This window comes from Pseudomonas sp. Yb2C2, from assembly GCF_052112325.1.
GTDB lineage: Bacteria > Pseudomonadota > Gammaproteobacteria > Pseudomonadales > Pseudomonadaceae > Aquipseudomonas > Aquipseudomonas marginalis.
In genome coordinates, this window is the sequence record NZ_JAVAJK010000025.1 from 1 (window position 1) to 17,744 (window position 17,744).

Below are 17,744 nucleotides of genomic sequence, written 5' to 3' on the forward strand. Positions count from 1 at the left end.
GGACTGCTCTAAACCCCGGTTTACAGGCCTTCGCGCCGACCCCTGTCACAGAACCGTCATCCCCCACCCCTAGCGTGCCCTCCCAGTTGCCGGGCCCCTTGCCTGGCGCCAACGGATTCTTGGGGAGGATTGCATGTACAAGCGCACCGGGCTCGTCAGCTTTACGCTTACCGCCTTGGCCCTGGCGATGGCCAGTGAACGGTTGAGCGCCGCCGAAGCGAGCGCCACCGAGCACGTCGAGGTGGTCGGCCAGGCCGCCGCCATCGACCAGGCGCTCAAGGAGCAACGCAGCGCCGACAGCATCAAGAGCGTGGTGCATGCCGACGGCGTGGCCCAGTTGCCGGATCAGAACGTCGCCGAAGCGGCGCAGCGCCTGCCGGGCATCAGTGTGGAGCGCGACCAGGGCGAAGGGCGTTTTGTCAGCGTGCGCGGCCTGGGCCCGGACCTCAACAGCGTCACCATCAACGGCACCCTGGTGCCCGCCCCGGAAAGCGCGCGCCGCGCCGTGGCCCTCGATGTACTGCCTTCGGAACTGGTGCAATCGCTGTCGGTGATCAAGACCCTCACCCCGGACATGGACGCCAATTCACTCGGCGGCACCGTCGATGTGCAAAGCCTCTCGGCCTTCGACCATAAAGGTTTGTTCTACACCGGCAGCAGCGAAGCCAGCTACGACAAGAACACCCATCAGACCAGCCCGAAATTCTCCGGCGCCGCCAGTAACCGTTTCAGCCTCGGCGACGGCATTGACAACTTCGGCGTCGCCGCCGCCCTCAGTTGGCAAAAGCGCGACTTCGGCTCGGACAACGTCGAAACCGGCGGCGCCTGGGACTTCACCGACGGCGCCCGGCTCAACGAGTTCGAACAGCGCGACTACGACATCAGCCGCGAGCGTGCCGGCGGTGGCCTGAACTTCGACTACAAGCCCGACGACCTCAGCAGCTACTACCTGCGCACCCTCTACAGCCGCTACACCGACACCGAAACCCGCAACTCCACCAGCATCGAGTTTGCCGACCCCCAGGCCCCGGGCCAACTGGGTGATGCCGAGGGCAAGCGCAAGCTGAAAAACCGTGAGGAAACCCAGGAAATCCAATCCTATGTATTCGGCGGCGAACGCATGCTCGGCCTGTGGACCTTAAGCGGCCAGGCCGGCTACAGCCAGTCCAGCGAAGACAGCCCGGCGCATATCGCCGGCGCCACCTTCGACGGCGGCGACTTTGCAGGCAGCGGTTTCTACGACAAGGACAAACCCCGCCCGATCATCGGCAGCGGCTTCTACGACGCCAGCAACTTCAGCCTCGACAAGGTCGACTGGGAAAAACAGAACACCACGGACACCGAGAAAAACCTGCGCCTGGACCTGGCTCGCGACTATGACCTGAGCGGCTATGCGTCACAGGTCAAGTTCGGCGGCAAGGTCAGCCGCCGCAACAAGGACAACGACCTGGAGGCCTGGGTCTACGAAGACTTCGACACCCTCGGCTTCAGTGCCGACCAACTCAACCTCAGCCGCTTCCAGAAGGGCAGCGTCGACTATCGCCTGGGCAACTACGGCCCCGGCATCAGCCCCGGTGCCATCAAGCAGCTGATCGGCAGCCTCAACCCGGCGGACTTCTATGACGAGACCGAATCGCGGGTCAACGACTTCACCATCCGCGAGGACATCAACGCCGGCTACCTGATGAACACCCTCGACGTTGACGACTGGCGCTTTATCGCCGGGCTGCGCTACGAAGGCACCGAGTTCGAAGCCAAGGGCACGGGTGCCACCGATGGCGTGTTCACGCCCACCGAGACCAAGCGCCGCTATCACCATTGGCTGCCGGGCCTGCATGCGCGCTACAAGATCGACAAGAACACCCAGGTGCGCGCGGCCTGGACCAAGTCGGTGGTGCGCCCGACGTTCGGCCAGCTGGCGCCGGGTTTTGTGATCGACGATGACGAAGCCACCTTCGGCAACCCGGACCTCAAGCCCCTGGAATCGAGCAACCTTGACCTGGGTATCGAGCACTTCATGGGCCGCGCCGGCACCGTGTCGGCGTTTGTGTTCTACAAGGACATCAAGAATTTCGTCTACAACACCGACCTCGCCGGCACCGGCGCCTGGACCAACTTCGCCGAGGCTCACACCTACGCCAACGGCGACAGCGCCAAGCTCTACGGCCTGGAACTGGCCTACTCACAGAAGTTCGACTGGCTGCCCGCACCGTGGAACGGTTTGCTGATCGGCGCCAACAGCACCTTCAGCCGCTCCAGCGCCGATATCGAAGGCTTCGACGCCGCCAGCGGCACGAATCGCAAGCGCAACATCAGCCTGCCCAACCAGTCGGACACCGTCGGCAATCTGATGCTCGGCTGGGAGGACGACAAGCTCAGCCTGCGCCTGTCGGCCAACTACAAGTCGGCCTACCTGTATGAACTGGCCTCGATCAACGACAAGGCCCACGACCTGCACGTCGACGCCCAGACCTTCGTCGACTTCAGCGCGCGCTACTCGCTGACCAAGAACCTGCAAGTCAGCTTCGAAGCCCAGAACCTCACCGATGAGTCGTACTTCGTCTACACCGGCCACCGCAGCTACAACGGCCAATACGAAGAGTACGGCCCGACCTACAAGGTGGGACTGACCTTCACTCATTTCTAACTCACACCTCGATTCCAATGTGGGAGGGGGCTTGCTCCCGATGAGGGGGGCCAGTTGTGCATCCTTCACTGATTGACCGCTATCGGGAGCAAGCCCCCTCCCACATTGGAACTCCATTGTTTTCGAAGGATTTGTTTGTACATGAGAATTTCCAAGCTGTACTTGCTGATATCGGTGTTGACCTGCACTCATGCACTGGCTGCCGATCTGACCCTGACGCCTTGGGCGCCATCCTTGAAGGCCGAAGCCGTGGCCTTCCTGCCCAACACCACCGAGCGCCTGGCCACCAGCACCCGCGACGGCCTGCAACTGCTCGACAGCCAGGGCGCCGAGCTGGCGCGATTCAAGGGTAACTTCAGCAGCCTCGACACCCGCGCCGCAGGTGCCCAGGTGCTGGTCGCCAGCCTCGACAACGAGCGCCAACAGGCGCTGCTGATCAGCCTGGACAGCGCCAGCAAAAGCTGGGGCAAACCGCTGTACCTGCCGACCCGCGACTACCCGGTAAATGGCTTGTGCCTGTACCGCGACGCCGCGGCCAATCTGTTTGTGTTCCTGGTGGGCGAAGAGGGCAAGGGCGAGCAATGGCTGGTGGGCAACGGCGCGACGCTGCTCACCGCCCCCCAGCGTGTACGGGGTCTGCCGCTGCCGCCGTCGGCGCAGTTCTGCCAGGTGGACGATGCCACCCAGCAGTTGCTGGTGAATGAAGAGAATGTCGGCTGGTGGGCCTACCCGGCGCACCCGGAAGCCGAGGTGAAACGCACGCCGGTGGCGCTGTTCGACACTCCCAAACGCGAAGCCGGGGCCATGGCGCTGGTACCCGGTGGTGTGGTTGCCCTGGACCCGAAGACCGCCCGGTTACACCTGTTCCAGCACACCGGCGAGCGCTGGGTGGAGCAACCGAGCCTGGGCCTGCCGGGCCTGAAAGAGCCGGAGCAATTGGCGCTCAATGGCCGCCAGCTGCTGGTGCGCGATGATGACAGCGGCACGCTCTACCAGGCCAGGCTCGACTGGCAGGCCACGCCCGTCGCGGCGGCTGCGGTGCTGCCGGAAGTCGCGGCCTTGCGCCAGAGCGACCCGGTCGGCCGCCAGGGCGATGCGGCGGATGACCCGGCGATCTGGATTCACCCGCAAACCCCGGCCAACAGCCGTGTGCTTGGCACCAACAAGAAACAGGGCCTGCTCGCCTACGACCTCGACGGCAAGCTGTTGCAGGAACTGGCGGTGGGCCGCCTGAATAACGTCGACGTACGCCCCAACTTCAAGCTTGGCGCGCAAACGGTGGACCTGGCGGTGGCGAGCAATCGCGATCACAACAGCCTGAGCCTGTTCAGCATCGACCGCCAGAGCGGCGAGCTGCGAGAGGCCGGTGAAGTGCCCACGCCGCTCAAGGAAATCTATGGCATTTGCCTGTTCCAGCCCGCCAGCGGCGAGATCTACGCGATTGCCAACGGCAAGGACGGCACCTTCCTGCAATACCGCCTCAGTGCGCCGGACGGCCGTGTGCATGGCGAGCTGGTGCGTCAGTTCAAGGTCGACAGCCAACCCGAAGGCTGTGTGGCCGACGACCAGCGCCAGCGCCTGTTTATCGGTGAGGAAGACGTCGGCGTGTGGGCGGTGGATGCGCGCGCCGATCAACCGGCGACGTTGACCAGCGTGATCAAGGTCGGCCCGCAATTGCATGCGGATGTCGAGGGCCTGGCGCTGTACCAAAGCGATAAACATGACTACCTGGTGATCTCCAGCCAAGGCAATGACAGCTACCTGGTGGTGGATGCCGAACCGCCGTTTGCCGTGCACGGCGGCTTTCGCGTCGGCTTGAACGCCGCCGCCGGTATCGACGGTGCGTCGGAAACCGATGGCCTGGAAGTCACCGCCATCAACCTCGGCGGGCCATGGAGCCAAGGCATGCTGGTGGTGCAGGACGGGCGCAAGCGCATGCCCGAGCAAACCCAGAACTTCAAGTTCGTGCCCTGGGCCGAGGTCACCCGTGCATTGAAATTGCCGTGAACCGTCATCAACCGGTCATCACTTTTTAATCGAATGGGAGATTCACCATGCACGCGACGATGGAACATATGACGATCTGGGGTTTGATCAGCGACGCCAGCCTGTTGGTCAAGGCTGTCATGCTCACCTTGCTGTTGGCGTCCTTGCTCAGCTGGTACCTGATTATCCAGCGCGGCAGTGTGCTGCGCCGCCTGGAGCGGCAGTTGAATACGTTTGTGCAGCGCTTTCGCGCCGCGCCGGATCTGCAGGCACTGTGCCGTGAGATCCAACAGGCGGGCGAGGGCGGCATTGCGCCGATCTTTATAGCCGGGGTCCAGGAATACCAGCACTTGCACAGCCATGACCCGGCGGTGCTCGAAGGCGTGGAGCGGGCCTTGCAGGTGGCGATCATCGAGCAGGAAATCGAGCAGGAAAAGGGCCTGCAATTTCTGGCGACCGTGGGTTCGGTCAGCCCGTACATCGGCCTGTTCGGCACGGTGTGGGGCATCATGAATTCATTTATCGGCTTGTCCCAGGTGCAACAGGCGACGTTGTCCACCGTAGCGCCGGGCATCGCCGAAGCCTTGATCGCCACGGCCATCGGCCTGTTCGCGGCGATCCCGGCGGTGATCGCCTACAACCGCTTCGCGGCGCGCGGCCAGACCCTGCTCACCCGTTACTACGCGTTTGGCAATGAGCTGCAGGTACGCCTGCACCGCACCCTGCGCGGTACGTCGATCAACCTGGCCGTCGCCGCCTGAAAGGAGCAACTCCCATGTTAGTCAGGCCGCAACGCAAGCACGGGCCCAAGGCCGAGATGAACGTGGTGCCGTATATCGACGTGATGCTGGTGCTGCTGGTGATCTTCATGGTCACCGCGCCGATGCTGACCCAGGGCGTGAAGATCGACCTGCCCAAGGTCGCCGCCGAGGCGTTGGCCACCGACACCCGCCAGCAGATCCTCACGCTGTCGGTAAAGGCCGACGGTGGCTACTACTGGAACCTCGGCGGCGAACTCGATACCCAGCACCAGACCGACAGCGCCGTGAGCCTGGATGAAATGGGCGCCAAGGTCATGCAGGTGGTGGCGGCGCGCAGCGACACCCAGGTCTATATCCGCGCCGACGACAACGCCGGTTACGGCCGTGTGGTCGCGGCCATGGCGGTGTTGCAGAAGGGTGGTGTCAGCAACCTGGGGCTGGTGACCGAGGCCCCGCAATGACGGCGATGATCATGCACAGTCCCACCCTGACGATGGCGCCCCGGGATGCTTCGGGGTTTTGGAGAAACAGCCTCGCCGCCAGCCTGGCGGTGGCGCTGCACGTCGGCGTGCTGGCCGCGTTGATGCTGGGCTGGTCGACGCAAAAGCCCGTGGTGGATACCCCTCGGGTGATGCACACGCAGTTGGTCATGCTGCCACCGGCGCCAGCGCCCGAGCCTGAACCGGTGGTGGCTGCCCCCGCACCGCCGGAACCGGTGGTGATACCGGTGCCGGTAAAGCCCGTGGTCGATCCACAGGTCCAGGCGCAAAAACTCGAGAAAGCCGCCTTGGCGCGTAAACGCGTCGAAGACAAGAAACTCGAGCAGCAGCAGGAACGCCTGGCCACCGAACAACGCAACCGCGAGCTGGAACAACAACGCCTCGATCAGCAACGCCTGGCCGCTGAAAAAACCCGGGCTGCCACACCCGCGCCAGCCCCTGCACCGGCCTTCGACAGCCGCCAATACCAACCCCTGAGCAAGGAGGCACCGGACTATCCCGAGCGCGCCCTGGACAAGAACATCGAAGGCGACTGCACCTTGGAGTACAGCGTCAACACCCAAGGCCGCGTGGAAAACCCCAAGGTGCTGGACGGCTGCCACCCATTGTTTATCCGGCCTTCACTGGCGGCGGCGAACACCTTTCGCTACCAGCCGAGGATCGTTGACGGCAAGGCCGTGGCCGTACCGGCGGTGCGCAATACCTTCCACTACCGCATCAAGTAACGCACTCAGAGGTCATAGCGCACCGACAGCAACAGCGTGCGCGGATCGTTGACCGAGTAATAACGGGCGCCGCTGGACGGCACATAGCCCACCGATTGCGGGTAAGCGCGGTCCAGCAGGTTTTTCACCGCCAGGGTGGTGGTCCAGTGGCCGTCGCCGCTGATGTAGCGAGTGTTGGCGTTCCAGAAGGTTTGCTGCGGCACTTCCTGGATGTCGTCGTTCAGCGCGTTGGCGTAGGACTTGGTCTGGAACTGCGCATCCGTGCCCGCCAGCCAGGTGCCCGGCAGGCCTGCGGGAATGGTGTAGTTCAGGCCGACACTGGCGTTCCAGCGCGGCGAGAACACCAGTTGCTTGCCATTGGCATCGACCCCGGCACCGCTGGCGTTCTGGAAGTCGTCGTACTGGCTCTCCAGGTAGCCGAGGTTGGCGCTCAGTTGCAGGTCGCGGCTCAGGGCGGTGAGGGTTTCCAGCTCGACGCCGTAGGTGTGGGCCTGGCCGACGTTGGTGCGCAGGCTCACCCCCAGCGCCGGGTCGTAGGCGTTGGTCTGCAGGTCTTTGTAGTCGTTGTAGAACAGCGCGACGTTGGCCCGCAGGCGCTGGTCGAAGAAGTCGCCCTTGAAGCCGGTTTCCCAGGTGGTCACGTCTTCCGGCGAAAACGCCTGCTCGGCGGCGGCGCGGGTCGGCGCACGGTTGTCGTATCCGCCGGCCTTGAAGCCCTTGGCGACGTAGGCGTACTGGTTGAGGTGCGGCGTCCAGGCATATTCGAAGCCGATTTTCGGGCTGGTGGACTGCCAGGATTTGCTCGACTCGGCCGCGAAGTTGGTGCCGGTAATCTGCCTGTCGGTATTGATCGCGTAATTGGTGAACTCGAAGTTCTTGTGTTCGCGGGTAAAGCGCAGGCCGGCGATCAGCGACAGCTGCGGGGTGATCTTGTAGGTGCCCTGGCCATACAGCGCGTAGCTTTCGGTGTTGGTGGTGCTGTACTGGCCCTGGCCGATCACCCGGTTGCGTGCGATGGAGTAGGTGAGGTTGTCGCGGTCGGCATCGAAGCGTTCGCGGTACAGGTACAGGCCGGTGCTGAAGCTGAAGTCGTCATAGTCGCCGTTGAGCTGGAATTCCTGGATGGCGTAGTTTTGCTTGTAGAGGATCAGGTTGTTCTGGATCAGCGCGGCCTGGCCAGAGTTGTCGTAGTCCACCGGCTGGTTGAAGGACGACCAGGCAGTGACCGATTTGACATTCAAGTGATCGTTGATCGCATAGATCGCGCGCAACACCGAACTGCCCTGGTCAAGGCGGTTTTTCGGGTCGAGGCTGCTGTAGCTCTTGAACTTGTCGAAACGGCCATTGGCGTCGAACGGCGAGTAGCTGGTGGTGTCGCCACGGTCAAAGGTGCCGGCCAGGGTCAACTGCACATCCCAAGGTGAATCCTCCGGCTTGTAGCGCAGCTTGCCGCGGTAGGACTGGATATCGACGTTATTGACATCCTTGCCCCGGGTCGGGTTGGACACTGTGCCGTCTCGGCTCAGGCGGAGCGCCGAAAAGCTGCCGAACAACGCGTTGTCTACCAGCGGGCCGCTGATCAGGAAACGGCCGTTCTGCGCATTGTAATTACCCGCACCGAGCTCGACGAAACCACGGGTTTCCTGGTTGGGGTCGCGGGTGATCACGCGGATCGCCCCCGCGCTGCTGTTGCGCCCGTACAGGGTGCCCTGGGGGCCGCGCAGCACTTCGACGCGCTCGACGTCATTGAAGTCGAGCATCGAGGAAATCGCCCGTGGGATGTACAAGTCGTCGGCGTACACCGCCACGGCGGCTTCCTGGATCGGGTCGGTTTCACCGATGCCGCGAATGCCATAGGTCTGGGCGCTGTAGGAGATCGACTGGCGGCTGAGTGTCAGGTTCGGCACCTGGCCCGACAGGTCGCGCACGCTGCGGATCTGCTTGTCGTCGAGGCTCTTCTCGTCGAAGGCGGAAATCGCCAGCGGGGTTTTCTGCAAGTCTTCACTGCGGTGCTCGGCCGTGACATTGACCACCGGCAGCGCGGCGTCATCGGCGTGGGCGTACGCGCCGAACAGGGCGAGGGAGACAGCAAGGGTGAGGCGATTGGGCGCGGCGATGTGGCTCATGGTAGGTCCCTGAGAAAGTGGTGGTTCAGGCAAGGCCTCCACCTGGTCAGGGGTCGGTGCTGGACATAACAATATGGATAGGAAAGGCGTTCGTAAAAGTCCGTTTTGTTATATGCTCATTATTAAATATATGCAGTTAATTTTTATTTATGATGCGTATATCTGATGATATTTCTCGCCTGGCCGCATAACCAGATGTGGGGCTTGCCCCCGTGGCGGCCTTCGGGCCGACCATGTCGTTGGCTTTGACCGAGTACATATCCGTTGCTGCGGTAACGGCTGCCTATGGTTCCGCTCTTACAGCGGCTCACTTTTGGAGGGACCCAAAAGTAAGCAAAAGGTCCTCGCCCCAACACTCGGCACCTCGCCTAGGCTCGGTGTGCCCTCACTCCGGCTTTGGAGCGTGGGCCGCCGCGATGGGCCATCCTTGGCCCAGCGCGGCTAACCCGGCGTCCTGCCGGGTTACCCACGCTCCAAAGCCTGCGTTCGGCCAGCGTGTTTGACGGGGCGATTTGAGATCAAAAGCCAAAGCGCGGCGGCCTTAGAGCCGACCGGAGTTGGGTCTGGTGTACTGGGTTAAAAATGTGGGAGGGGGCTTGCCCCCGATGAGCATGGGTATCTACACAACTTCCAGTGAATACGGAATCTATGGCAATTAGGCTTCTGTGGTGAGCGGGCTTGCCCCGCGCTGGGTTGCGAAGCAGCCCCAAAACCTTCACCTCGATTGATTCTGGCACTCTGCGGTGACCTTATTGGGGCCACTTCGCAGCCCAGCGCGGGGCAAGCCCGCTCACCACAGAGTTATGTGTCAGCCTTTAAGAGTTGTGCAGATACCTATGCCCCGATGAGGGAGTGTCAGTTGGTGGATTTGGTACTGACCCACTGCAATCGGGAGCAAGTCGAATCGTCGCACCGCCCCTCCCACATTTTTGAACGGCATCAGGCGTTAGCCAGATTCGCCAGTGCGATCCCTGAAACGTAGCGTTCCAGATTCGCCAAAAACGTATCGGCAATCTCGTTGCGGCTATTGGTCGAAATCGCCGACGTATGCGGCGACAACCGCACCCGTGGGTGGCTGTACAACGGGTGCCCATCCGGCAAAGGCTCCGGTTCGGTCACGTCGAGCGATGCCAGGCCGATCTGGCCGTTATCCAGGGCCTCGAGCAACGCCTCCTGATCGAGCAGACCGCCCCGGGCGATGTTGATCAGGTGCAGTCCCGGCTTGGCGCTGCCCAGCACATCGCGGTTGATGATATGCCGCGTGGCGTCGGTCAGTGGCGCGGCCACTACCAGGTGGTCGGCGCGGGCGAACAGGTCGTGGATGTCGTTGGCGGCCTGCACTCCTGCGCCGAACGGTGCCTGGCTCTGACGCAGGGCCACAACGTTGATGCCCAGGCCCAGGGCTTTTTGCGCCAGGCTTTCACCAATCGCACCAAAGCCGAGGATGCCCAGGGTGGTGCCCTTGAGTGGGCGCAGGGCGGTGAAATTCCATTGCGAGTCCTTCACCCAGATGTCCGGTAAATGCTTGGCCGCGGCAAAGATCGCCGCCAGGGCGAACTCGGCGAGGTTGTCGGCGGCGCTGCCCCGGGAGGTGGTCACCGGCGGGCCGTTGAACAGCCATTGCGGGTAGAAGTCGATGCCCGATGAGACCAAATGCACCCATTGCGCGCCGTAGGGCCAGCCCGGTGGCGGGGTGTCCGGGGCGGTGTAGCCGCGCACGTTGATCGGGCGCAGCAGCAGGATATTCGCCTGGGGCGGCAGGTCGCTCGGCACGCCCGCCGGCACGCCGATCACCTGGGCTCCGGGGTGGATCGCAGTGAGGCGTGCGCGGATCACGTCGTTGTAGTCTTCGTCCAACTGGCTGGCAATAATCACCTGAGTCATGTGCGTTCCTTCTGGCGTTGGGCGAACACGGCTTTACCGACACCTTGCAGCACCGCATCGTTCTGCGGGGTATGCACGCGACTGCACAGCACATCGCGGTAGTGGCGTTGCAGCGGGCTATGGCGTGACAGACCGGGGTTGCCGGAGGCCTCGATGGCCAGTTCCACGGCGCGGATCGCGTTGTGGGTGACCAGGTACTTCAACTGCGCGGCGTTGGCGGCCGGGGTGTGGCCGTCGGCGGCGGCGTCGAGCAGGCTGCGGTTGGCGAACAGCAGGGTGTCGATATGGCCGACGGTTTCCTGGAAACGCGGCAATGTCGACAACGCCGCACCGAGATTGGATGGCTGGCGCTCTTCCAGCCAGTTCACCAGCCAGTCCCGCGCAGCCTGGGCCACGGCGTCATACACCGAGGACAGCAGCACCGACATCCACAGGAAACCCTCGGCATCCAGTTCCGGTTGCGGCGCGCTCCAGGGGCTGACGCTGACGGCGTGGTCCAGTGGCACCAGCACATTGTCGAGCAGCACTTCATGGCTGCAGGTGGCGCGCATGCCGAGGTGGTCCCAGGTGTCGATGATGCTCACGCCGGGGCTGTCCTTGGGCACCAGCCAGGCGCCCACCAGCGGGTCGGCGTCATCGCTGCGCGCCCATACGCTGAACCAGCTCAGGCCATGGCTGCCGGTGGAGTAGATCTTGCGCCCGCTGATGCGCCAACCCTCAGCGGTGCGCACGGCGGTGGTCGCCGGCAGCCCGCCACGGGCCGGGGTGCCGAGGTCGGGTTCGACGCGCAGGGCGTTGATCAATGCGCCGTTGCGCACCGCGTCCTCGGCCACTTGTGTACGCAGATGGGGCGGCCAGGTCTTGCTGTCTTGCAGGCGGGTATGTTGCAGGTATTGCATCACCAGGATCAGTGCGGTGGACGGTTCGCCCTTGGCAATTGCACTGATCGCCTTGCGCGCCTGGGGCAGGCTGGCACCGCCGCCACCGAGGGCTTTGGGCACGGTGAGGGCGACCAGGCCGTGGTCATGCAGCCGCTGGAAGTTGGCGTGGGGGAAGGCGCCGCTCTCGTCATACAGGTGCGCGGTGCCGGCCAGCTCGGCGCTGAGGCGTTCGAGCAGGGCCTCGAAGTTGGCGACCTCCACGGAGCGTAGAGACGGTTGGGTCATGAGAATGTACTCGGTCAAAATGTGGGAGGTGCGGTGGGCCTAGATGGCGATGCGTACAGGCTGTTGGCCCAACAAGCGCTCCACCACCTGCACCACCGGCTCGGCTTCGGTACGCACCAGCCAGTCCGGGCTGACGTCCACGAACGCCACCGTGCCGTCCTGGGCAATCACCACCACCGTCGGTTGCGGCAACTCCCAGGTCCCCGTGCCGGTGGTTTCACCGATGTGATTGCCCTTGGCCAGGGCTGCATTGCGCGAGGCTTCGTCGAAGCTGTAGAGGATGCCCAGGCGGCGCCCGAGGTGGTTGTCCGGGTCGCTGGCCACCAGCAATTGCAGGGCGTGGCGGCTCTTGATCTCAACCAGCCGTTCAGGCACTTGCGGGCTCACCGCGACCAGGGGCACGCCCAGTTCGCGCAGGCGTGGGTAGAGTTGGCGTTCGTAATAGGGCAGGGCGATATTGCACGCCGGGCAGCCGGCGAAACGGAAGAAGATCAGCACCGCCGGGCCGTCGGCCAGCAGTCGTTCGCGGGTCAGTTCGCCGCCTTCCACATTGAGCAGGGTGAAGGGGTCCAGTTCATCGCCGAGCTGCACGTAGTCGTCTACCCGTGCTTCATTCACCAGGCGCTGGCGCTGGTCGATATTGACCTGCAACGCCGCCGGCGCCCAGGTCGCTACACGCTCGGCGTGCAGCGCCGCCAACTGACGGTTGAGGGATTCGCTCATGCCAGCGCCTCCTGTTGCGTTTCGACCTCGGCGGTGACGCTGTAACGGTTGGCCGGCACGTCCAGGCCAAGGTTGTCGCGCAGGGTGTGGCCCGTGTATTCGCTACGGAACAGGCCCCGCTGTTGCAGCACCGGTACCACCAGTTCGGTGAAGTACTGCAAGCCGTCCGGCAGCACCGAGTTGATGATGAAACCATCGCTGGCGCCGCGTTCGAACCAGGTCTGGATCGCGTCGGCGACTTGCTCCGGGGTGCCGACAAAATCACGCTTGGGCCGCGAGAAGCGCAGCGCCACTTCGCGCAGGGTCAGGCCTTCGTCCCTGGCCAGTTGCTTGATGCGGTCGGAGCCGCCTTTCTGGCTGTTGGCGCCCAGGTCGCCGAGTTCCGGGAACGGGGCGTCCAGCGGGTACTGGCTGAAGTCATGGTCGTTGAACGGGCGGCCGAGGGCGACGATGGCGTCTTCCACGGTGACCAGCTCCACGGCCTGCTGGTAGCGGCTTTCCACTTCGGCCTCGTCGCGGCCGACAATCGGGCGGATGCCCGGCAGGATCGACAGGCTGTCGGCGTCACGGCCAAAGCCTTTGGCGCGGCGTTTGAGGTCCTGGGTATACGCCAGGCCTTCTTCGATGCTCTCCACATGCACAAAGATGGCGTCGGAGTTCTGCGCCGCAAAGTTACGTCCGTCTTCGGACGTGCCCGCCTGGAAAATCACCGGTTGGCCCTGGCGCGAGCGCGCAATGTTCAGCGGGCCTTTGACCGAGAAAAACTCGCCTTTGTGGTTCAGCGCATGCAGCTTGCCCGGGGTGAAGAATTCGCCGCTTTGCTTGTTGTAGGCAAAGGCGTCGTCTTCCCAGGAGTCCCACAGGCCCTTGACCGTGTTCAGGTGTTCCTTGGCGATGCGGTAGCGCACGGCGTGGGGAGGGTGCTCGGCTTTACCGAAGTTGTCGGCGGTGCCGCTGAGCCACGAGGTCACCACGTTCCAGCCGGCGCGACCGCCGCTGATATGGTCCAGGGACGCGAACTGGCGCGCCACCTGGTAGGGCTCGGTGTAGCTGACGGTCACGGTGGCCACCAGGCCGATATGGCTGGTGAGTGCGGCCAGGGCCGAGAGGATGGTCAGCGGCTCGAAGCGGTTGAGGTAATGCGGGCTGGACTTGGCATGGATGTGCAGGCTGTCGGCGATGAACACGAAGTCGAACTTGGCCGCTTCGGCGAGTTCGGTCTGCTGTTTGTAGAAGCCGAAATTCGTACTGGCATTCGGTTGCGCCTGCGGATGGCGCCATTCGCCCCAGCCGTGTCCGACACCGTGGACCATGGCGCCCAATTTCAAATGGCGGGGTTTCAATTGATGTGGCGTGCTCATGTTCTGCTCCTTCAGCGTGATGCTTGGTTGTTGGGGACGCGCTTGGCGTTAAAGCTCGTGTCGAAGCCCTGGGACACGTCGATGTGCCGGGGCAGCAGGCCTTCTTGCTGGTAGGTGTCGGCGGTGGCCTGCAGGCCACTGATCACGCTGTCGTCAATCAGCACCGGGCTCAGGCGGGTTTCCTTGGCCACGGCCACATGCACGGCCAGCGGCAGCCCGGTGATTTTGGCCTGGGCGGCGGCGTACTCGTCGGGGTGGGTATTGGCCCAGGCGTAGGCGCGGTCGACGCGGGCGACAAAGTCGTCCAGCTGCGTGCGCTTGTCGGCGATGGCCTGGCGGGTGGCGGCGAGGTACAGGTGATTGCTCAACAGCGTGTTGCCGCTGGCCAGGATCCGCGCCTGGCTTTGGGACGTGACGACGGTGGTGTAGGGGTCCCAGGTCGACCAGGCGTCGACAGTGCCGTTATCCAGCACCAGGCGCGACTCGCTGGGCAGCAGGAAAATGAACTGCACATCCTTTGTGGTCAGGCCGGCCGTGGCCAGCGCCTTGATCGCCAGGTAATGGCCGATGGACCCACGCCCGGTGACGATTTTCTTGCCCTTGAGGTCGGCCACCGTCTTGATCGGCGAATCCTTGGGCACCAGCAGGGCGGTGGTGTTACGCCCTTCGGCGTGGATGATGCTGACCACCTTTAGCGAGGCGCCGGCGCCAAGGGCAAACACGTAGGGCGCGTCGCCCAGGGCACCAATGTCCACGGCTCCGGCATTCAAGGCTTCGCCCAGGGGCGAGGCGGACGGGAATTCCGACCACTGGATTTCATAGGGCACGTTTTTCGTTTCGCCGGAGACTTCCAGCAGCGTCTTGATCGTCGATTTCTGATTGGCCACCCGCAGCGGTTGCAGGTCGGCGGCGTGGGCGCAGGTGGCCAGGCCAAGGGCCAGGGCAGTGCCCAGGAGCAGGCGTTTGAACGGAGTGGAAAAGACCATGGGATGCTGGCTCCAGGCAGATCGTGAAAGGGTTCGGCTACCTCCGCCTGGAGAAGGGGTCGGTGAGGAGTTCACGTTATGCTCATAAAAACCTTCTGTGAAGGTCTTTTTGGTTATATGTTAATTATTAAAAATATTAAGATAATTGGTTATCTAATATGCGGTTTATGTATTTTTCGAATAGGTAATTGCGGCTGAGGTGCCTGGGTGTCCAAGGGGGCGGCGCCAATCGCTCTCAGCGCAGGTTTGCATAGTGCGAAGTTGTCTAGGCCACTGTCATTCTTCACAGGTGTCCAGGCGTTGCGCCGGGCAGAAAATGGCAGTACGCAGCCAAGTCAGCTGCGAATAAACGATGGGGGTATTTTTACTCTCTCAGCGAACCAGTGAGGATTCGTCATGTTCAAATTATTGGCAACCACATGCGTCATGTTCAGCCTGCTGTTCGGCACCCAGTTCAGCGTGGCCTCGCAAATAGAGGCGGGTGTCCACGCCATGCAGTTTCAGTTGAGCGGTAGCTCGGAGACGGTTTCTTGCACCGACACAGAAGAAAGAAAGTAACGCAGTACCCCCCCGCCCCATCAGCCTGGGGCAGCGCCTGTTCCCGCAATGGGGGCAGGCGTGCCTGGGGTCAAATGACGTAAAACCCATGGGTCCCATCACGGGCCAACTGGTCGACCAAGCCGAATTCCCAATCCAGATACGCCTGCATGGCTTCCCTGGGGTTGTCGGTGCCTTCGTACGGTCGGCGGTAGCGGTCGATGCGCGGCGAGGCCAGGTGGGTTTCGCCTTCTTCCAGTGGCAGTTGCGCGTTGATCCAGGCGGCGGTGCCGTCTTGCAGCAGGAACACTTGCTTGCCGGTGATCGCTTCGACTTCAGCCACCGCCAGGCGCGCCAGTTGGCTGCTGCCGCAGGTCAGCACATAACGCTGGGCGGCGGGCACCTTGGCCAGGGCCTCGGGCAGTTGTGCGCGCAATACCCACCAGGCACCGGGGATATGGCGCTTCACGTAGTTGGCGCTGGCGGTGAAATCCAGCACCACGGTGTCGCCATGCTCGAGCCATTCGGCGAGGGTGTGCGGGCTGATCAGTTCCGCCTGGGGGGGCGCGGGGACTGGAGCGACCCAGGCGCCTTTTTCGCTGAAGTGCGCCGCTTGCAGGTCATCCAGCACATGCACGTCCCAGCCCAGTTGGGCCAGCCACGACGCAGACATGTTCGCCCGCACGCCATCGTCATCCGCCAGCACCAGGCGCGCACCGCGCACGCTGGCGACATGGTCGGTTTCCTGCACCAGTTGGCCGCCGGGGGTGGAGCGCGCGCCGGGCAAGTGGCCGGCTTCGAATTCTTCCGGGGTGCGCACATCGAACAGGTAGGTGGTGCGTGCAGCGTCTTGCTGCCAGCGTTGCAGGTCGGCCAGGGTGGCGCGACCGACGCGGGCCTGGTCGGCGACGCGGCGTGCATCGACGGCGGCGATCTGGCGATGCTCTTCCGAGGTTGGCGCAAAGCGCCGCGACTGGCCGTGGGCGAGCTTCTGCCCGGCCAGGGTCCAGCCGATGGTGCCATTGCGCAGCGCAGACACCGGGTTGGCCACGCCGGCGTTGATCAGCGACTGGGTGCCGATAATGCTGCGGGTACGCCCGGCGCAGTTGACGATGATGCGGGTGGCCGGGTCGGGCGCCAGTTCCCGCGCACGCAACACCAGCTCGGCACCGGGCACGCTGATGCCGGTGGGGATGCTCATGGTCTGGTATTCGTCGAAACGGCGGGCGTCGAGCACCACCACATCGGCCTGGCTGTCGAGCAGCGCCTGCACTTCTTCAGCGGCGAGGGACGGCGTGTGGCGCTCGCTCTCCACCAACTCGCCAAAGGCCTTGCTCGGCACGTTCACATCGATAAACAGCTCGCCACCGGCCTGGCGCCAACCGTCGAGGCCACCTTCCAGCAGGCTGACCTGGGTGTAGCCCAGCGCAACCAGGCGTTCGGCGGCACGGGCGGCCAGGCCTTCACCGTTGTCGTAGACGGTGACCTGGGTATCCCGGCGTGGAATGCGCGAATACACCTCCAGTTCCAGCTTGGACAGCGGGATATTCGCCGCGAACAGCGGGTGGGATTCGGCAAACGGCGCTTCTTCGCGCACGTCGACCAGGGCGAGTTCTTCACGGTCCAACAGGGCCTGGCGAATCCGGGCAAAGCTACGGGTCGGTACGGTGGTCATAGGGCAGGGCTCTTTTCTTTGGACAAATCCCAGATATTCGGGAGGAAGGCGTTGGAATAACCGGAGATAAACAGTTTCTCGCTGCCGTCGGGCTGGTACACCGCACGGCGCACCGCGCCGATATTGGCGCCGTACACATGAATGCTGATCGACACCTGATCGCTGTGGGCATTGCTCACCTGGTGGATGTCGCCGACCTTGGGCGACACCGCCTCGACCTGGCCCGGCACCAATTGAATCGGCTGGCCTTCGGCGACCAGGCTGCCGTCGGGCGCGCGTTCGAAGCCTTGGGAGAACTCTGCGCCGCGCAGCATGCCGATCAGCCCCCACACCCGATGGTCGTGGATCGGCGTGCTTTGCCCCGGCCCCCAGACAAAGCTGACGATGCTGAAACGCTGGCGCGAATCGGCATGCAGCAAGAACTGCTGGTAGCGCTCGGGATCGGGTTGGGCAAATTCATCGGGGAGCCAGTCGTCATGGCTGACCAGTTGCGCCAGCAGCTTGCCGCCACGGTGCAACAGGTCGCCTTCGCGTGGATTGCCGTCGATCAATTCCGCCAGGGCGCCTATGAAGGCTCTGAGTCTCTCGGGGTGTCGGGCCTGGGTCATGGCACTTCCATCGTGTGGTCGCAGGGATGGGTTTATCTAAGCATAATGTTTATAGTTAA

General features: G+C 63.4%; 14 protein-coding genes. 6 read left to right on the forward strand and 8 right to left on the reverse strand.

Going from position 1 to position 17,744, the window contains the following annotated elements:
- The first annotated feature begins 133 nt into the window (after positions 1 to 133).
- The 5 genes from Q8X51_RS26910 to Q8X51_RS26930 all read left to right on the forward strand — a co-directional run bounded on the left by Q8X51_RS26910 (position 134) and on the right by Q8X51_RS26930 (position 6,619).
- Positions 134 to 2,647 carry a TonB-dependent receptor gene (locus tag Q8X51_RS26910; RefSeq protein ID WP_065948157.1) on the forward strand — a complete coding sequence of 838 codons (2,514 nt, stop codon included), beginning with the start codon at positions 134 to 136 and terminating at the stop codon, positions 2,645 to 2,647.
- Between the two features lie 141 nt (positions 2,648 to 2,788).
- Entirely contained in the window at positions 2,789 to 4,654 is a 1,866-nt protein-coding gene (locus Q8X51_RS26915) for a phytase (RefSeq protein ID WP_407694711.1), read from the forward strand.
- A gap of 47 nt (positions 4,655 to 4,701) precedes the next feature.
- A complete protein-coding gene (tolQ, locus tag Q8X51_RS26920) occupies positions 4,702 to 5,394 on the forward strand; it encodes a protein TolQ (RefSeq protein WP_407694712.1) in 693 nt (230 codons plus the stop codon).
- A gap of 14 nt (positions 5,395 to 5,408) precedes the next feature.
- Complete coding sequence (gene tolR, locus Q8X51_RS26925; protein ID WP_027607142.1) at positions 5,409 to 5,855, forward strand: protein TolR; 447 nt, start codon at positions 5,409 to 5,411, stop codon at positions 5,853 to 5,855.
- Entirely contained in the window at positions 5,852 to 6,619 is a 768-nt protein-coding gene (locus Q8X51_RS26930) for an energy transducer TonB (RefSeq protein WP_407694713.1), read from the forward strand. The genes tolR and Q8X51_RS26930 overlap by 4 nt, the downstream gene beginning before the upstream one ends.
- Before the next feature lie 5 nt (positions 6,620 to 6,624).
- Here Q8X51_RS26930 and Q8X51_RS26935 read toward each other — a convergent pair whose 3' ends face one another.
- From Q8X51_RS26935 to Q8X51_RS26960, 6 genes are all read right to left on the reverse strand, one after another.
- Complete coding sequence (locus tag Q8X51_RS26935; protein ID WP_407694714.1) at positions 6,625 to 8,745, reverse strand: TonB-dependent receptor; 2,121 nt, start codon at positions 8,743 to 8,745, stop codon at positions 6,625 to 6,627.
- A gap of 939 nt (positions 8,746 to 9,684) precedes the next feature.
- On the reverse strand, positions 9,685 to 10,629 hold the full coding sequence (locus Q8X51_RS26940; RefSeq protein ID WP_407694851.1) for a D-isomer specific 2-hydroxyacid dehydrogenase family protein: 945 nt from the start codon (positions 10,627 to 10,629) through the stop codon (positions 9,685 to 9,687).
- Positions 10,626 to 11,795: an acyl-CoA dehydrogenase family protein gene (locus Q8X51_RS26945; RefSeq protein ID WP_330214633.1), complete on the reverse strand. Its 1,170-nt coding sequence runs from the start codon at positions 11,793 to 11,795 to the stop codon at positions 10,626 to 10,628. Before Q8X51_RS26945 ends, Q8X51_RS26940 begins: the two co-directional genes overlap by 4 nt.
- A gap of 39 nt (positions 11,796 to 11,834) precedes the next feature.
- The gene (locus Q8X51_RS26950) at positions 11,835 to 12,518 is read right to left on the reverse strand and encodes a peroxiredoxin-like family protein (RefSeq protein ID WP_407694850.1); all 684 of its coding nucleotides are present in this window, start codon (positions 12,516 to 12,518) and stop codon (positions 11,835 to 11,837) included.
- Positions 12,515 to 13,879 (reverse strand): LLM class flavin-dependent oxidoreductase, encoded by a 1,365-nt coding sequence (locus Q8X51_RS26955; RefSeq protein ID WP_407694849.1) that lies wholly within the window; start codon positions 13,877 to 13,879, stop codon positions 12,515 to 12,517. The genes Q8X51_RS26950 and Q8X51_RS26955 overlap by 4 nt, the downstream gene beginning before the upstream one ends.
- 11 nt (positions 13,880 to 13,890) lie before the next feature.
- On the reverse strand, positions 13,891 to 14,865 hold the full coding sequence (locus Q8X51_RS26960) for an ABC transporter substrate-binding protein (RefSeq protein ID WP_065948163.1): 975 nt from the start codon (positions 14,863 to 14,865) through the stop codon (positions 13,891 to 13,893).
- A 396-nt stretch (positions 14,866 to 15,261) separates the two neighbouring features.
- Between Q8X51_RS26960 and Q8X51_RS26965 the strand changes: the two genes are divergently transcribed.
- Positions 15,262 to 15,423 carry a hypothetical protein gene (locus tag Q8X51_RS26965; protein WP_323147376.1) on the forward strand — a complete coding sequence of 54 codons (162 nt, stop codon included), beginning with the start codon at positions 15,262 to 15,264 and terminating at the stop codon, positions 15,421 to 15,423.
- Between the two features lie 70 nt (positions 15,424 to 15,493).
- Here the strand turns inward: Q8X51_RS26965 and Q8X51_RS26970 are convergent, their stop codons facing one another.
- Both Q8X51_RS26970 and Q8X51_RS26975 read right to left on the reverse strand, forming a co-directional pair.
- Positions 15,494 to 17,077 carry a rhodanese-related sulfurtransferase gene (locus Q8X51_RS26970; RefSeq protein WP_407694848.1) on the reverse strand — a complete coding sequence of 528 codons (1,584 nt, stop codon included), beginning with the start codon at positions 17,075 to 17,077 and terminating at the stop codon, positions 15,494 to 15,496.
- Positions 17,074 to 17,685 (reverse strand): cysteine dioxygenase, encoded by a 612-nt coding sequence (locus tag Q8X51_RS26975; RefSeq protein WP_065925151.1) that lies wholly within the window; start codon positions 17,683 to 17,685, stop codon positions 17,074 to 17,076. Before Q8X51_RS26975 ends, Q8X51_RS26970 begins: the two co-directional genes overlap by 4 nt.
- Positions 17,686 to 17,744 lie beyond the last annotated feature (59 nt).

Excerpts from the sequence above, each read along its gene's own strand:
- Q8X51_RS26910 (WP_065948157.1), top strand. The coding sequence starts at position 134 with ATGTACAAGCGCACCGGGCTCGTCAGCTTTACGCTTACCGCCTTGGCC.
- Q8X51_RS26915 (WP_407694711.1), top strand. The coding sequence starts at position 2,789 with ATGAGAATTTCCAAGCTGTACTTGCTGATATCGGTGTTGACCTGCACT.
- tolQ (WP_407694712.1), top strand. The coding sequence starts at position 4,702 with ATGCACGCGACGATGGAACATATGACGATCTGGGGTTTGATCAGCGAC.
- tolR (WP_027607142.1), top strand. The coding sequence starts at position 5,409 with ATGTTAGTCAGGCCGCAACGCAAGCACGGGCCCAAGGCCGAGATGAAC.
- Q8X51_RS26930 (WP_407694713.1), top strand. The coding sequence starts at position 5,852 with ATGACGGCGATGATCATGCACAGTCCCACCCTGACGATGGCGCCCCGG.
- Q8X51_RS26935 (WP_407694714.1), bottom strand. The coding sequence starts at position 8,745 with ATGAGCCACATCGCCGCGCCCAATCGCCTCACCCTTGCTGTCTCCCTC.
- Q8X51_RS26940 (WP_407694851.1), bottom strand. The coding sequence starts at position 10,629 with ATGACTCAGGTGATTATTGCCAGCCAGTTGGACGAAGACTACAACGAC.
- Q8X51_RS26945 (WP_330214633.1), bottom strand. The coding sequence starts at position 11,795 with ATGACCCAACCGTCTCTACGCTCCGTGGAGGTCGCCAACTTCGAGGCC.
- Q8X51_RS26950 (WP_407694850.1), bottom strand. The coding sequence starts at position 12,518 with ATGAGCGAATCCCTCAACCGTCAGTTGGCGGCGCTGCACGCCGAGCGT.
- Q8X51_RS26955 (WP_407694849.1), bottom strand. The coding sequence starts at position 13,879 with ATGAGCACGCCACATCAATTGAAACCCCGCCATTTGAAATTGGGCGCC.
- Q8X51_RS26960 (WP_065948163.1), bottom strand. The coding sequence starts at position 14,865 with ATGGTCTTTTCCACTCCGTTCAAACGCCTGCTCCTGGGCACTGCCCTG.
- Q8X51_RS26965 (WP_323147376.1), top strand. The coding sequence starts at position 15,262 with ATGTTCAAATTATTGGCAACCACATGCGTCATGTTCAGCCTGCTGTTC.
- Q8X51_RS26970 (WP_407694848.1), bottom strand. The coding sequence starts at position 17,077 with ATGACCACCGTACCGACCCGTAGCTTTGCCCGGATTCGCCAGGCCCTG.
- Q8X51_RS26975 (WP_065925151.1), bottom strand. The coding sequence starts at position 17,685 with ATGACCCAGGCCCGACACCCCGAGAGACTCAGAGCCTTCATAGGCGCC.